Here is a 15,117-nt window from a genome sequence, read left to right as displayed (position 1 = left end):
GCGCGCTGGTCACTCCATTCGTAGTCCAAATTCGCGTAGCAGCAGCTCCCTGGCCTCGCTGCGCGATGGTGCTGCCCGGTCAATCTGGCGCAGCAAGCGCGCAGCCGCCGCCCGGTCTGAACTCATCAGGGATCTCGCCATGCCCATCAGCGGTCCGTAGGCTGGATCGAATTCGGAGCTCAGGCGAAGCGCCTCGATGAGGCCCGGCGCAGCCGCTTCAATCAAGGCTGTCCCGCGCGGATCGCCTGGCAGCGACGCGCCGGCCTCGAGAAATCGGTCGCGCGCGCGCCAGTAGGAGCTCAGCCGTCTGCTCAGACTTTCGCGCTCTGGTCCAACAGCCAGGAGTTCCGCCGCATCGGCTTGCATGCTGCGCGTGACGGCAAGCAGGAGTGACCAGGGCGGCGCTGTCAGTGCATGGACGTTCCGGCGCGCATCGAAGGTCACGAAGGGATAGTCATCCGTATTGCGCGGGCCTTCGCCGGCGAATGCCGAGAGAGCGCGCGGGCCTCCGAGGTATTGGCCGAGCAAATCGATCGGTGCCTCGAACCCCAACGGCCGTGCGACTTGCGCGACCGCGGGATCGCGCAGCCGGGCAGCGAGCGCGTCGGCATCGAAATAGCCGCCGTCCCTTGCGCCAACGAGCGCAAGCATGGGTGTGCGTACGCTGTAGTGGTTGAGCCAGGCCGAGCCGTCGGGATAGATGTCGAGAAAGCCGCGGATGATGGCGCGCAAGGAGGGCAGATCGAGCTGATATAGGGGAAGCCATTGGCAGAAGACGCCGCCGGGTGCGAGCCTGCGCTTCACGGCCTCGAAATGCTCCACGGTGTAGAGCGCGCCGCTGCCATCCAGCGCCGGATGAAACAGGTCGGCGACGATCACGTCATACCGACCCGTATCCGCAGCGATGAACCGGCGGGCATCCGCGACGGTCACCCGGGATGCTGGAGCAGCCGCCGGACCAGCGAACCACGGAAGCAGGTCCACCACTTCTTGCGACAGTTCTACGCCGAGTACCCTTACACCGGGCATCTGCGATCCGCCGGCCACGGTGGCGCCGGTCCCGATGCCGAGGAATAAGGCCTGGTGCGGAGCTTGATGAAGCAGCAGAGGCAACATCGCCTGACGGTAGTCGGATCGAACCGAACTTGTGCCGCCCATGCGGAAATGACCGTTGACCTCGAGATAGCGCACACCTGCTGCGTCGTCGACAACGCTGGCAGTCACCATCGGCCCTTCATGAACCGCAAGCAGTGCGCCACCAGACGGCACCTTCGTCAGCGGGGGAGCGGGATGGGCCCACAGGAGAAGCGCGAAAATCGCCGGTGCCGCGGTCCATGCCCAGGCCGGCCAGCCGGGTGGGAGGAGGAGCAGGTAGCCCAGCGCAACGAGAAGGAGTGGCTTCCACGTACCAAAGGTCGGGATGAGAAATTGCGCTGCCACCAGCGGCGCGATGGAGGCGCCGAGGCTGTTGACCCCGACAGCCCATCCAACGGATCCACGCTGGTCTCGCACCTGTTGCGCCAGCAGGCCGAACAACGCTCCCATCGCGGTCGACGGCGCCAGGAACAGCGCTATCGCCACTGCCAGCTCACCGAGCACGCCTGCAGCGGACGCGGTCTCGACGAGGCGGCCGACATAAGGCGCGAACGATGCAGTCATCACGCAAGCGAACGCCGTTCCGGCGAGCAGGCCGCGGAGGCTACCCTCTTGCGCATGGAGGCCGGCGCGCTGCCAGAGCAGCCCGCCTGCCGCGGTGCCGAGCAAATATGCAGCCAGTAGTCCCGCGAAGGTATAAACGGTGTCCTGCATCACCTGCGCCGCAAGCCGAACCACGAGAACCTCGAATGCGATTCCGAGCAGACCCGTGACGAACAGGGTGATTGTGAGCCGCAGCTCTCGAACTGGTTTCGGCCGCGCCACTTCGGCGGCTCGCGCTTTGCCCGACGCCGCTCCGACCGCGAGCGCGCTCAGGGCGCAGAACATGTTGACGCCCGCGAGGCAGACCAGGGTGCCGGAGAATCCGAGCGCGGGAATCAGAAGGAATGTGGAAGCCAGCGTTCCAGCCAAGGCCCCGGCTGTATTCGCGCCATATACTCCTGCCGCGACGCGAGCCTCGCCCCGAGCCTCGCGCGTCATCCGCTCCAGTGCGGCCAAGGTTCCGCCCATCGCCGTCGTTGCGGGAAGCAGAACGAGCGTTGGAAGCGCAAAGCTGCCGGCCCAAAGCAGGGCCGGGGACGGCTCAGTACCCAGCAGCGGCAACAGGGCTCGGCCAGCCCAGGGCAAAAGCCAGACGTTGACCAGGCCCCAGGCTGCGATAATGGACTCAAGGATCGCATAGACGCGCCACGGCGACCGCGAACGCCGGATCACCGCGTCGAGCGCAAACGCACCGAGTGCCAGACCGCCGAAAAAGCCGGCAATGGCGCCAAGCACCGCCATCATCTCGGTCCCCAGCGCAAGGCTCAGCTGACGTGTCCACACGATCTCGTAGCCGAGGCCCGCAAAGCCGGACGCCATCACGATCGGGATCAACGCCCAATCGCAGCTTGCAGCTTGACGAGAGCGCGCCGATGCGGCCTCGACCTGGACCGCGCCTGCGAACTGTTCTGCCGAAGCGATCGCGGCACTGTCCGGATCGGATTGCATTCCTTTCACTCCTTTCCCGAACTCGACCGGCTGCGCGATACAAGCCGGGGTCTTGACGATCGCATGATCCAAAATTCGATCGGCCAAACTCGTGCTCTTGGCCGATCAAAGCATCCGCTCTATGTCAGATTTGTTCAGCATTTGTGACGATCAAACAGCGCCGGTTGCTTTCACGCCGGTCGGTGTCGCTCATTGATGCCGTAGGTCAGGTGCGATCAAAATCTTGCCGCCACCGTTAGTCGCACCGCGAGCGGCTCGGCCGGATGGACGTGACGATCACCGACGCCGTCGATGGGCTCTCCCGGCAATCGCGACAGATAGTAATATTCGATCTGGTTGGTCCGAGCGTTGAAGAGGTTGAGCACGTCGAGCTGCAGCCGCAGGCCGTTGTCGAATTTGTAGCCGGCGCGTGCATTGAAAATCAGCGACGGCTGCGAGCGGACGCTGTCGTCTTCGATCAGGGGGCGCGGGCCAAAATAGCGCGCCTTCAGCGCGCCGAACCAGCCGGTGTCGCCACCAAGGGTGACCGCGCCGCTTGCGACCCACGCCGGTGCGCCGGGGATGCTGTCCCCGGCGGGGTCGAAATCAGTAAAGCGCGCGCGGGTATAGGCCACGTCAAGATCGACCGTCACCCACGGCAATGGCTTGTACTGGTTCGTCCACTCCACGCCGAGGCGGCGGCTGGGCCGGCTCGGCTCCGTGGTGCCGGCATCCCCAACGAACAATAGCTCCGAGTCGAAGTCGAGCACGAATACGGCGAGCGAGCTGGTGAGGTTCTCGATCGCCTTGGTGCGAATGCCGACTTCAGCGCCGCGAGAGCGCACGAGCAGCGGCACGCGGTCAAGTGGGGTTACCTTGTCGTTGGGATCGACCGTGATCGTCGCGCCGCGGATATCGTTGCTGTGCAAGCCGTATCCGGCATTGCCGTAGAACTCGGTCTTGTACCAGGGGCCGAGCACGATGCCGGCCTTCGGGCTCGCCATCGACGCCTGCGCGTTGCCCGAGTTCTCCGGTGTATCGCTGAAGACATGTCCGGCGAAGAAATCTTCGCGGATGCCGACCGTGGTGCGCAGCCAGTCGGTCCAGCGTGTGGTCGTATCGGTCCAGAGGCCAACATTGCCCTCCTGCACGCGGTCATCGCGCACGGTCGAGAGCCATGCGCGCTGCTCTGTCTTGAACAGGCCGACATGGATATCATCGTAGCGGCTCTGCACGCCGACGCGGGTCTGTGTTTCGACGCCGGCAAAGCGCCAATCGAACGCATGCCGCGCATCAAAGCCGCCGAGAGTACGGCGGTCGAGCTGGCTGAACTGGTCGCCATTGACAGGGTTGTCGAGGAAGTAGGTGAAATCGTTGAAGAGCTGCAGATCGGAGCGCACGACATAGGCGCTGACATTGGTCTGTCCGTAGTCGCCTGATTGTGCCCAGTTGCTGGAGAAGCTGAAGCGGCTGGAGGTGCCGCCATCGGTCGGATCGAGCGTGCCGAAGCGGCTGATCAGGCCCTGGTCGATCGCGCGCTGTGCAATCTGGTCAGTCGAATTCCAGCCGTTGGAATAGGCCATCGCCGTTAGCGTCAGGCCGTCGGTCGCGGTGCCCTGGCTGTAGCGCATGACGCCATTCAGCTTGCGGACGTTGTCCGGCACCTCCCACGGCCCGTCATATTTGCCAGCCTCGGTCGCCATCAGCAGCGTGCCGGCGCCCACGGCGGTCGATCCCGCCGCCAATGCCCGGCGATAGCCAAAGCTACCGAAGGTCATCTCCGCGATGTTCTTCGGCAGCTTGTTCACGTAGTCGATTGCCACGGCACCGGCGGACGCGAAGTCGCCCTGGTCGGCGAAATACGGTCCCTTGCGGACGTTGACCGACTGGATCAACTCGGGGATCAGGAAATTGATGTCGGCGTAGCCTTGCCCATGCCCATGGGTCGGCATGTTGACAGGCATGCCATCGACGGTGATCGCCAGATCGGTGCCGTGATCGAGATTGAAGCCGCGCAGGAAATACTGGTTGGCTTTGCCCTCGCCGGAGTGCTGGGTGACGATCAGCCCCGGCACGACTTCCAGCGCCTCGCCGGGCCGCGAGAACGGGACCGCGTTGACCTCCGCGCCGCCGATGCGTACCGAACTCGCGGCGGTGGGCTGCAAGGCGGACGAGCCGACGGGCGCTGCACCGGCCGCGCCGCCGCCCTCGGTCGGGTTGTCCGAGGGAGCGGGAGTCCGAGGTCGCGTACCACGGCTCTTCGGTGGTTTGCTGCGCGCGAGCTTATAGGGGCGCGGGCTATCCGGCGACGCAACGGTCACCGGCGGAAGCTCCGTGGGCGCGACCGCACCAGGCTCATGGGCGGCGGCTGGGAGTGTGCAGAGGACAAACGGCCAGGCGGCGGAAAACGTCCGCAACAAGACCCTACGCACCGCCATGCCCCCGCACGATAACTGTTACAGCCCACACGGGAAGCAACAAACCCAACCCGGTCTCACGTTAGCAGCTGGGTATGACGATTCAACAACAATGTCATACCGACCGCTGCCACGCACCGCGCAGCCCGAGCGGCTGATGTCGCTTCGTCCGCGAATTGTCGCAACGTGAACATGCTGCCAGCACATCGGCGAGATCATCGCCATTTCGTACGGCTGTCACATTGGCGACCGATAAGCCTAATTCCCCGGCGACCGAATGCCTGCCTCGCCGCCGCTGTCGCGTTTGCGGGCCGCCAGCTGTGCTCAGGTGAAAACAAGCTGCGCGTTTTGCCCGGATCTCGACCAGTGACGAGGACATGAGACGGTGTAAGGTCATACTGCGAATATCGATGCGGCTTTTGCTGATCCTGGCGCCTTCGCTCGGTGTTTCCGCCTCAACTTCGGCGCCGCTTGCGGATGGGTTTGATATCGGCGCTCCAAACCGTACCGGATCGTCATCCAACCCTTCGCTTCGGGATGCTCCCGCAGCTCCGACACCGCCAGTCAACTCAGGCGCGATGCTGCGGTCTCCCGTCGGGCGGGAGCAAGGTAATCCACTCTGGGCAGTCCCGCTCGCGACCCTGTCGGCCACGCGCGAGCGACCAATCTTTTCGGCCTCGCGCCGGCAGCCGCCAGCAGCCGTCCCTTCGCTATCTGCGCCGAAGGCGCCGCCAATGCCGCCGAGCCCGCCAAAAGTCGAACTGCGTCTCTCGTTGGTCGGAACCGTGAGCGGTGCCGACCAGAGTCTTGCGATTTTTGTAGACCAAACGAGCAAGGCCACACTGCGCCTGAAAGTAGGTGAAGATTATCAAGGCTGGAGGCTTCGTTCGGTGCGCGGCCGCGAGGCGACAATGGCGCGCGGTGAGCTAATCGAGACGTTGAATTTCCCGAAACCAGGCGAGGGCGCGCCCGTCATCGGGGCGGCGGTTGCGGAAAGTGCGGTGAGGCGAGGAAGCTCGCACACGCCTGAGTATGACTGAACGGACACGGCCCCGACCGCCATACGCAGCTATGACACTCCCGCGCGGCGGTACTACTCTGCGACCGCTGCGGCATCTCCGAATGGCGTATCTCCCCAGCAAAGACGAAGCACATCAAGACCGGGGAGAGTGATCAGGTAAGCGTGACGAGCATCATGTTCGGGAAAAACGGGGACACCATTTAGACGGCGCCTCGAATCCGACCGAGCTAACGAGCGCTCAGCTCGACAATGTCCGCTTGATCCGCTGATTTGCGGTTTTGCGCCGCTACTCGCACGGATGGCGCTGACCGTCCTGGCCGATGTAGGTGCTCGTTGCAGGATCGAAGGATCGATAACGCTCCGCGCAGGAACGCGAAACCGCGCGTGCGATAGCGTTGTCCGCTCCTTGCGCCGGAGCCGCGCCATCCGGCAACTCGAGACCCTCCCGACCCGCCGGCGTTAGCGTGCCATTCAAGTTGCGGTTGGGATTCTCGGCCTCGTAAGTATCCGGATGGCTGTTTGCAAAGCCAGACTGCGCGTAGGCGGTGCTTGCGGTCAGGCTCGACAACAAGGCCACGGCAGCAAGAATCTTAAGTCCAGTCATGGTCGATCTCCATCGTTCACCGGTGCGTCGAGCTACCGGTACGGCAGGATGTGGATCGACATAGCGCGCCGAACAAGTTGCCCGAGATCGCATACTCGCGACCTGCGCATTCTTGTCGTTCAAATACAGAAAGCGTCGTTCGTTTGTGGAACGAAGATGATCGGAGCGGGGCATGGAGCGCCGCTTATGGACCTGTGCCGATCATCCGCTCTTGCGCAAAGGGCGCCATCAAGCTTGGCCGGTCTCGCAACCCCATTCGCTGGATCTCGCTTGGAGCCCCGGCACGAGCATCACTCGATTCTCTGCAGGCTGGCGCGGTCGATGACGCCATTCCAGCGCACGATCTCGCCGGCGACGAAGTCGCGCATTTCGGCCGGAGAACTCGCCTTGGCGCGAACGCCGAGGTCGTCGAGCTTCTGCTGGAATGCGGCATCATCTACCAGCGCACGCAACGTCCCGTTCAGCCGCTCGATCACGGGGGCCGGCGTGCCGGCCGGCGCCGCTATGCCGATCCAGGAGATCACCTCGAAGCCGGGAATGCGGCTGCCGATCGGGGGAACGTTGGGTAGGGCGGGCCAGGGCTCTGTGCTCGTGACGCCGAGCCCGCGAAGCGTGCCGCCGTTGATCCCCTGACGTGTCACGGTGATGGTGTCCACGATCAGGTCGATATTGCCGCCGAGCAGATCGGTCAGCGGTTGCATGCCGCCGCGATAGGGCACATGGGTCAGCTTGATGTCGGCGGACAGGGACAGAAGCTCGCCGACGAGATGCTGGGTCGATCCAAAGCCGACCGAGCTGAAGGTCAGCTTTCCGGGCGCAGCCTTGGCCGCCGCGATCAGGCTGGACAGATCGGTGATGGGGCTGTCCGCGCGTGTCGCAACGACGAAGGGGAAGGTGCCGATGAGCGACACGAAGCTGAAAGCCTGAACCGGGTCGAACCGCAGACTCTTGTAAAGCGCGCCCGAGACGGCATGGCCTCCTGTCAGAAGGATGAGGGTGTGTCCGTCCGGTGCCGCCCTCGACACCAGTTCGGACGCAAGATTCCCGCCAGCGCCGGGCTTGGCATCGACGGTCACCGTAGCTCCGAGCTTTTCGGCGAGCCCGGCCGCAACGAGACGTGAGATCGTGTCTGCATTGCCGCCCGCGCCGAACCCGTGCATCAGCGTGATCGGCTTCTGCGGCCACTGGTCGGCGGCACTGACCGGCGAAGCGACAAGGACGGTCAACAGCGATACGATGATGGCTGCCGTAAACTTGCCAAGCATGGAACTTGCTCCTCCAATATTCGCGATCGGCGCTCGATCTAGAGATGACGTCCGCCATCGACGACGATGGTGGTGCCGGTGCTGACTTTCAGATGCGTGGCGCAGGCGAGGATTGCGGCGGCGACGTCGTCCGCTTCGACAACACGCCTGAGCGGCGTCGACTTCGCACCGGCTTCCAGGGCCGCCCGGTCGCGCCCCGGGACGAAGTCGGTGGCGACAGCCCCGGGCGATACGCTGATCACGCGAATTTCGGGCCCAAGGGCGCGGCCCAGCGACATGCTGATATTGTCGAGTGCGGCCTTGGAGGCGCAGTAGGCCACGTTGCTGCCGGAGGCGGTAAAGCCGGAGATCGACGATACGTTGATCACCACGGCGTCGCCCGATGCCCGCAATTGCGGACGCAAGGCACGGATGGCGGAATAGGGGCCTCGTACATTCGCGATCAGGATTTGTTCGAACAGGTCATCGGTCAGGGTGTCGAGATCGTGATGTGGAATCGCGCGGGTGAATCCGGCGGAGTTTACGAGGATGTCGAGCTTGCCGCCGCGCCCATCGATATGGGCGGCGAGCGCCGTGAAGCTGGCGGGATCTTCCAGCGCAAGGCGCGCGATGTCGTGCCGACCGGCAGGCAAGCCGCGCAACAGCTCCTGCGCGCGCGCCTCGCTGCTGTGGTAGCCGATGATCACATCCGCTCCGGCCGCCGCAAGACGTTTGACCGCGGCAGCGCCGATGCCGTTGCTGCCGCCGGTCACGACGGCGAGGCGACCGGTCAGATTGTCGATATTGCTCATTGAAGAATCCCCATGTTGATCGCAACCATGAGCCGGCCGGGCAGGGAAGTCTGTCACCTGATCGAGGGACAGCGCCGGCATCTCGGGTCGCTATGGAAGCGCCGCCAGCCTCGTCAATTCAGCACGAGGCGCATCAGCGATGAGGTTCGAAAGCGAATGCGGTGAGGTGGTTGGCCCGCGCCCAATCGAACATCGTACGGAACAGCGTGGCAGGAAAAGCCGGCGTGCCGAGATGCTCGATCAGGTCGGCAAGCCCCGGCATGTCCGCAGGCGTCGTTGGCTGTCCATTGAGGCAATGGGTCCGCATGCACGCTCCTCGCTTTCCCCTGGCGTCTCTCTTGACCTTTTCCATAGACGAAACCGAGTTTGTATGCAAACTTGTGTGCAAAACTGGTGCTTTTCATGCTCCACGACGATCCGCTGCCATCCCGCCTGTCGAGCGACGTCTACAATGTGCTGCGCCGTCAGATCGTGACCGGCGAGTTGCGCCCGAACCAACCTCTGATCGAGCTGGATCTGGCCGAGCGGCTGCAGGTCAGTCGCACGCCAGTGAGGGAGAGCCTGCAGCGTCTTGCCCATGCTGGCCTCGTCGTGCCGCGCAAGCGCGGCTGGGCGGTGCGTGAATTCACGCCGGACGAAATCAGGCAGAACGCCGAGCTGCGCATGGCGCTCGAGGGCTATGCTGCAAGCCTCGCTGCGACGCGCGGCTCGCCATCGGACATCGCGGCGATTGTGGCCATCCACGAGCGGCGGTTGAAATTGCGCAGGTCGGACGAGGAGATGCGGGTCAAGACCAACCGCGATTTCCACGATGCCATCATGCGTGCCTCAGGCAACGGACGGCTCACCGATGCGATCTACCATTCGGGCCAATTCTACTTCAATACGCCGATCGCCCGCGCGACCACGGGCGAGGAGCTGGCGCTCGGCAATGCCGATCATGCGCTGATCGTTGCCGCCATCCTGAAGCGCGATGGGGCGGCCGCCGAACGCGCGATGCGTGCGCATATTCAGCGAACCTTTGCCGTGTTCTGGCGTGTCACGGGCCTTGCGGAGCCGCTGCAAGTCCAGCCGCGGTGATTGCGGTCGCCGCTGGTCCCCCGTGCATGTGACAGAAGAGGTGCCGGGCGCGTGGTAGGTCGCCGCTGACGAGGTGACCATCAGCGGCCGATGCGCGCGTGAGGGCCAGTTCTCTCGATTTGGCGCCTGAAAAGCTCGGTTGCCCTTGCGACGACTTAAGCGAGAGTCGTAGCTCCCGGTGTTCGCTCGGTCGTCTCCATGTAGTTTCGGTCGACCACCCGCAGCGTCCGCCGCACCATGCCGTCGACAATTGCCGCCGACTTGCTTGGGCGCACATATATCGCCGTGGACTGGAGCAGCCACGGCAATACCGCCTGCTCGAGCCGGTCCTCATAGGCGTTGCGCATCATGTCAAAGGCCTGCAAGCCGGGCCCCGCGAGGACGACATGATGCGGGCGCAGCACCGATATCGTCGCGGCGACCGCCTCGGCAAGCGCGTGACCTGCCTGCCGGAATAATTGCTCGAGGCGGGGATCGCCGTTCCGTGCTCTGTCTCGCAGCAGAGCCATCTGCGCCTCGGACGGCTGTTGCGACACCGCAGGCGGCAGGTCGACGAAGGTGCGAGCGTCGCGGTAGAGCGCATAATCAGCGAGATAGGCCTCGACGCAGCCGCGCTGACCGCAGCGGCATTGCGGCCCGTTCGGCGCTAGCTTGAGATGGCCGATCTCGCTGCTGGCGCCGACACCCCAGCGTGCCTCACCGTCGACGACGACGCCCATCCCGACGCCGTGGCCGACCATGATCGTGGCCGCCAGGCCCTCCGCGAGCGCCGGTTCAGCCGCTGCGAGGGCCAGGGCAACTGGGACGGCGTCGTTCGCCATCACGACGTCGACCTTGAATGCTTGGCGGATCGGCGTCGCCAGATCGACGTCGGTGACCGACAGCGCCGGACTCCACAGCTGGCGGCCGGTATCGGCGTTGACGATGCCCTGCAGCGCAATTCCAATTCCCAGCAGCCGGTGGCGCGGGGTGCCCGTCGCGCCGAGCATGGCATCAATTTGCGCGATCACGATATCGCACAATGCGCCTGGATCGAGCGCGCGCGTCTCGAGTGCGAGCCGCGATTGCGCCAAGCCGGAGCCACTGAAATCCGCGATCAGTGTCTCAATCAGGTTCATGCGCAGCGAGACGGCGACGACTCGGCCAAGCTCCGGGTTCAGGGTCAGCTGTATCGCCGGCCGTCCCCGACGACGGCCATTCAGCCCGTCCGCGTCCGCCTCGCTCGTATCGTCCGGCCATGACATCGCCGCGTCCGTCTCGGACAGCAGCTCTTCTGCCATCATTCTCGACGTGATCGCCGAAACGGCCGGGAAGCTCAGCCCCGTACTGCGTGCGAGCTCCACACGTGGCATCGGCCCCTGACGTCGCAAGACTTCGATGAGGCGGCCGCGGTTCGATTCACGAGCCGAGCCCGAAGCGCGCGTCGACTTTAGCTCCTCATCCATGCGACCTCATTTAGTTCGTTTGATGAAATTATTCAGTTTGTTCGACTTTGCGTACATGCGGCACGATGTCGTCAGGAGCGACAAATCTGTCACACTCTGCCGAAATTACTATTCCCACGTGAAGGTGTAATAAAAGTCGCGCTTGACTAGAGATTTTCGCCTTCATAATTTATTCGCATCGAAAATAAAATAAGGCGCAACAAGCGCCGCGCGTCAACCCCGGCTACCGGAGTGACGAAAGGGAGGTGCACATGAACAGTTCAATGAAGAGATGGATTCTGCCGTTGTTCGCGAGCGCGGCCGTGCTCGCGATAACCACCGGTGTGACGCAGGCGCAGCAGAAAAAGACTATTGCGCTGGTGACCAATGTCGCGGCCGACTTCTGGACCATCGCCGGCCGCGGGCTCGAGAAAGCACAGAAGGAGCATCCGGATTACAATATCGAGTTGATCGTCACCAACGAAGGGACCGCGGCGGGCCAGCGGCGCGAGTTGGACGACCTGCTGGTGCGCGGCGTCGCCGGCATCTCCATCTCTGTAGACGATGCACCGCACGCAACCGAAGAACTCAACAAGGTTGCGGCCAAGACCGTGTTGATCACGACGGACAGCGACGCGCCGCAGAGCAAGCGTCTCGCCTATATTGGCACCGATAACGTCGCGGCCGGGCGGCAGGCGGGCGAGGAGATCAAAAAGGCGTTGCCGAACGGCGGCAAGATCGCGTTGTTCGTTGGAACGATGGACGCCGACAACGCTCGCGAGCGGGTGCAGGGCATCAAGGAAGCGATCGCGGGCACCAAGGTCGAACTGGTCGACGTGTTCACCGACCAGGTGGACTTCGCCAAGGCCAAGGCGAATATGGAGAACGTGCTCGTCAAATATCCCGACATTGCGTTGTTGTCCGGCCTGTGGAGCTACGAGACACCGCTGATCTATGACGCGGTCAAGGCGGCGGGCAAGGCCGGCAAGGTGAAGATCGTCGGCTTCGACGAGGACCAGCGCACATTGCGGGGCGTTTCAGACGGCACGATCGAGTCGACGGTCGTGCAGCAGCCGTACGAGTTCGGCTATCTCTCCGCCACCAACATCATCAAGACGCTGAACGGCGACAAGTCCTGGATCCCGGCGGGCGGCAAGCTGATCGTGCCGACCAAGGTGATCAGCAAGTCAAATGTCGCAGACTTCACCGCAAATCTGAAGGAACTGCTGAAGAAGTGACTTTTAGCGCCTTTCGACGCTCGGCTGCCACCGCCGCCGGGCGTCGTGAGGGAGGAAACGAATGGCGGAAATCCTGTTCGAGCTCGCCGGGATCAGCAAGTCCTATCCCGGTGTCAGGGCCCTCGACGATGTCAGCCTGCGCGTGCGCCGCGGCGAGGTGTTGGGCCTGATCGGCGAGAACGGGGCCGGCAAATCGACGCTGATGCGCGTGCTGGGTGGCGTGATCGCGCCGAGCGAAGGCGTGATCCGCATCGGCGGCAACGACCATGCCCGTATGACGGTGAGCGAGGCGACGCAGGCCGGCATCGCCTTTGTGCATCAGGAACTGAACCTGTTCGAGAATCTCGAGGTCGCCGCGAACGTCTTCATCGGACGCGAGATGCTTGGCGGCGGCCCGCTGAAGCTGGTGGACAACGCGAAGATGCGCGCCCGCGTGACGCCGCTGCTGGAGCGGCTGGGCGCCGATTTCGCCCCGGAGACGCTGGTCGACAACCTGTCCATCGCCGAGCGTCAGATGGTGGAGATCGCCAAGGCGCTCTCGATCGATGCCCGCGTGATCATCATGGACGAGCCGACCTCCAGCCTGACGATTTCGGAAACCGAGCGGCTGCTGGAGGTGATTGCCGATCTGAAGGCGCACGGCATCGCAGTGATCTACATCTCTCACCGGCTCGGCGAGATCATGACCTGCGCAGACCGCGTCGTGGTGCTGCGCGATGGGCGGACGGTTGGGGAGCTGGCGCGGGACGAGCTGAGCCATGCCGCAATGATCCGGCTGATGATCGGCCGCGACCTGAAATCGCTGTACACGCCGCCGCAACGGTCGCCGCAGCCGGGCGGCTGCAATATCGTCGGCCTCGTGACATCAGCCTTTCCCGACCGGCAGATTGATCTTTCCGTGCGGCACGGCGAGATCCTCGGCCTGGCAGGGCTCGTGGGCGCTGGCCGCACCTCTCTTGCCCGCGCCGCCTTCGGCATTGACCCGCTGCTGGGTGGCGAGATCAGGATCGACGACGCACCGATTCGTGTTGCATCGCCGAGCGACGCGATCAGGCAAGGCATCTATCTGGTGCCGGAGGACCGCAAGAAATCCGGGCTGGTGCTGGAGTTGCCGGTCCGGGAGAACGTGACGCTGGCCAGCCTGCTGAATTATGCGCGGATGTGGCTGGTAAGCGGCGCGGACGAGCGCAAGGTCGCGAAAGAGCAGGTGAGGCGCCTCTCCATAAAGGCGCCGAGCATCGATATGGAGGTCGTGACGCTCTCCGGCGGCAACCAGCAGAAAGTCGTGCTGGGCAAATGGCTTTCCATGCAGCCGCGCGTGATGTTCTTCGACGAGCCGACCCGTGGCATCGACGTCGGTGCCAAGAGCGAGATCTACGCGCTGATGCGCGAACTCGCCGACCAGGGCGTCGCGATCGTGATGATCTCCTCGGACATGGAGGAGGTCATCGGCGTCTCCGACCGGGTGGCAGTGATGCATGAAGGGAGCGTCAGCGGTGTGCTGGAGCGCCCGCAGTTCAGCGAATACAACGTGTTGCGGCTAGCAATGGGCCAAGCGCTGGAAACCGTGGAAGCCGCTGCGCCATGATCAAGAAAGAACTCGGCCTGGGGGTGCTGCTGGTGGTGATCTCCGCCATCACGGGCGCGATCAATCCGGCCTTCCTGTCGCTGGTGAACTTGTTGAACATGGCCAATCTGATCGGCCTCTTCGGCGTGTTTGCGCTTGGCGAGGGGCTCGTGATCATCACCGGCGGCATCGACCTTTCGCTCGGCGCGATGTTCGCGCTGCTCGGCGTCGTGTTCATCGACCTTCTGACGACTTATGAGATTCCTTGGCCCTTCGCGCTGCTGGCCGTTCTGCTGGGCGGGCTGACGCTGGGGGGCATCCAGGGTTTCCTGATCACTCGGCTGAAGATGCAGCCCTTCATCGTGACGTTGTGTGGGCTGCTGATCTATCGCGGCGCCGCCCGCTACTATACGAGCGATTCCACACGCGGCTTCGGCTACGGCGACGAGGCGGGGGCACTGAGCAACATCGCCTCCGGCAATGTGGCGGGCATCCCGAACACGTTCATCCTCCTCATCATCCTTGCGCTGATTCTCGGCGTATTGCTGCACCGCTCGGTGTACGGGCGCTGGCTTTATGCCGTCGGCAAAAACGAGGAAGCGGCTCGCTTCTCCGGCATCAACACGAATGTCGTGATCGCAACCGCCTATATCATCAGCGGCGGGCTCGCCGGCGTCTCAACAGTCTTGTTCGTGTTCTACACGAATTCCGTCTCACCGAGCTCCTTTGGCAACTTCTATGAGCTCTACGCGATTGCGGCGGCCGTCCTCGGCGGGTGCAGTCTGCGCGGCGGCGAGGGCTCTATTCTCGGCATCGTGCTGGGGACAGCGCTGCTGCAGGTGCTGCAGAACCTCGTGAACATCCTGGGCATCCCCAATTCCCTGAACTTCGCGGTGATGGGGACGGTGATTCTGCTCGGCGTGCTGGCGGATCATCAATTGCAGGCCCGTCGGCGGCGCAAGCTGGCGCTGGCCGGTCTCGCCCGCACGGCGCCGAGCTCGATGCTTGTGCAGGGACAGCACGGCGCATCACCGCGCGGTGCGGACGCGTTGCCAGCGAGAACGGGCGATCAGGCATGACAGATC

12 protein-coding genes are annotated in these 15,117 nt (G+C 63.9%); 5 read left to right on the top strand and 7 right to left on the bottom strand.

What is annotated here, in order from left to right; genetic code table 11:
- Positions 1 to 9: 9 nt before the first annotated feature.
- Positions 10 to 2,646 (bottom strand): spermine/spermidine synthase domain-containing protein, encoded by a 2,637-nt coding sequence (locus tag AXW67_RS04125; RefSeq protein WP_082907774.1) that lies wholly within the window; start codon positions 2,644 to 2,646, stop codon positions 10 to 12.
- A gap of 215 nt (positions 2,647 to 2,861) precedes the next feature.
- The gene (locus AXW67_RS04120; RefSeq protein ID WP_082907751.1) at positions 2,862 to 5,063 is read right to left on the bottom strand and encodes a TonB-dependent receptor; all 2,202 of its coding nucleotides are present in this window, start codon (positions 5,061 to 5,063) and stop codon (positions 2,862 to 2,864) included.
- A 713-nt stretch (positions 5,064 to 5,776) separates the two neighbouring features.
- Here AXW67_RS04120 and AXW67_RS04115 point away from each other — a divergent pair.
- On the top strand, positions 5,777 to 6,082 hold the full coding sequence (locus AXW67_RS04115) for a hypothetical protein (RefSeq protein WP_145927408.1): 306 nt from the start codon (positions 5,777 to 5,779) through the stop codon (positions 6,080 to 6,082).
- A 267-nt stretch (positions 6,083 to 6,349) separates the two neighbouring features.
- On the opposite strand, the gene AXW67_RS04110 is transcribed toward AXW67_RS04115, so the two are convergent.
- The 4 genes from AXW67_RS04110 to AXW67_RS42620 all read right to left on the bottom strand — a co-directional run bounded on the left by AXW67_RS04110 (position 6,350) and on the right by AXW67_RS42620 (position 9,030).
- A complete protein-coding gene (locus tag AXW67_RS04110) occupies positions 6,350 to 6,667 on the bottom strand; it encodes a BA14K family protein (protein WP_063676807.1) in 318 nt (105 codons plus the stop codon).
- Positions 6,668 to 6,957: 290 nt separating this feature from the next.
- The gene (locus AXW67_RS04105) at positions 6,958 to 7,932 is read right to left on the bottom strand and encodes a tripartite tricarboxylate transporter substrate binding protein (protein WP_063676806.1); all 975 of its coding nucleotides are present in this window, start codon (positions 7,930 to 7,932) and stop codon (positions 6,958 to 6,960) included.
- 38 nt (positions 7,933 to 7,970) lie between these two features.
- Positions 7,971 to 8,804 carry an SDR family NAD(P)-dependent oxidoreductase gene (locus AXW67_RS04100; protein ID WP_245315410.1) on the bottom strand — a complete coding sequence of 278 codons (834 nt, stop codon included), beginning with the start codon at positions 8,802 to 8,804 and terminating at the stop codon, positions 7,971 to 7,973.
- 52 nt (positions 8,805 to 8,856) lie between these two features.
- Positions 8,857 to 9,030, bottom strand: a complete 174-nt coding sequence (locus AXW67_RS42620) for a hypothetical protein (RefSeq protein ID WP_161491220.1) — start codon at positions 9,028 to 9,030, stop codon at positions 8,857 to 8,859.
- A gap of 95 nt (positions 9,031 to 9,125) precedes the next feature.
- Here AXW67_RS42620 and AXW67_RS04095 point away from each other — a divergent pair, with 95 nt between their 5' ends.
- The gene (locus AXW67_RS04095) at positions 9,126 to 9,803 is read left to right on the top strand and encodes a GntR family transcriptional regulator (protein WP_051311396.1); all 678 of its coding nucleotides are present in this window, start codon (positions 9,126 to 9,128) and stop codon (positions 9,801 to 9,803) included.
- A 155-nt stretch (positions 9,804 to 9,958) separates the two neighbouring features.
- Here AXW67_RS04095 and AXW67_RS04090 read toward each other — a convergent pair whose 3' ends face one another.
- Complete coding sequence (locus AXW67_RS04090; RefSeq protein WP_063676804.1) at positions 9,959 to 11,248, bottom strand: ROK family protein; 1,290 nt, start codon at positions 11,246 to 11,248, stop codon at positions 9,959 to 9,961.
- A gap of 251 nt (positions 11,249 to 11,499) precedes the next feature.
- Here AXW67_RS04090 and AXW67_RS04085 point away from each other — a divergent pair, with 251 nt between their 5' ends.
- The 3 genes from AXW67_RS04085 to AXW67_RS04075 all read left to right on the top strand — a co-directional run bounded on the left by AXW67_RS04085 (position 11,500) and on the right by AXW67_RS04075 (position 15,111).
- Positions 11,500 to 12,465 (top strand): sugar-binding protein, encoded by a 966-nt coding sequence (locus AXW67_RS04085; protein WP_082907750.1) that lies wholly within the window; start codon positions 11,500 to 11,502, stop codon positions 12,463 to 12,465.
- 61 nt (positions 12,466 to 12,526) lie between these two features.
- On the top strand, positions 12,527 to 14,053 hold the full coding sequence (locus tag AXW67_RS04080) for a sugar ABC transporter ATP-binding protein (protein ID WP_063676802.1): 1,527 nt from the start codon (positions 12,527 to 12,529) through the stop codon (positions 14,051 to 14,053).
- Positions 14,050 to 15,111 carry an ABC transporter permease gene (locus AXW67_RS04075; RefSeq protein WP_063676801.1) on the top strand — a complete coding sequence of 354 codons (1,062 nt, stop codon included), beginning with the start codon at positions 14,050 to 14,052 and terminating at the stop codon, positions 15,109 to 15,111. Before AXW67_RS04080 ends, AXW67_RS04075 begins: the two co-directional genes overlap by 4 nt.
- Positions 15,112 to 15,117: the final 6 nt, after the last annotated feature.

This window comes from Bradyrhizobium neotropicale (assembly GCF_001641695.1).
In the GTDB taxonomy this organism is placed as follows: domain Bacteria; phylum Pseudomonadota; class Alphaproteobacteria; order Rhizobiales; family Xanthobacteraceae; genus Bradyrhizobium; species Bradyrhizobium neotropicale.
This window is presented reverse-complemented; position numbering and strand designations above follow the sequence as displayed.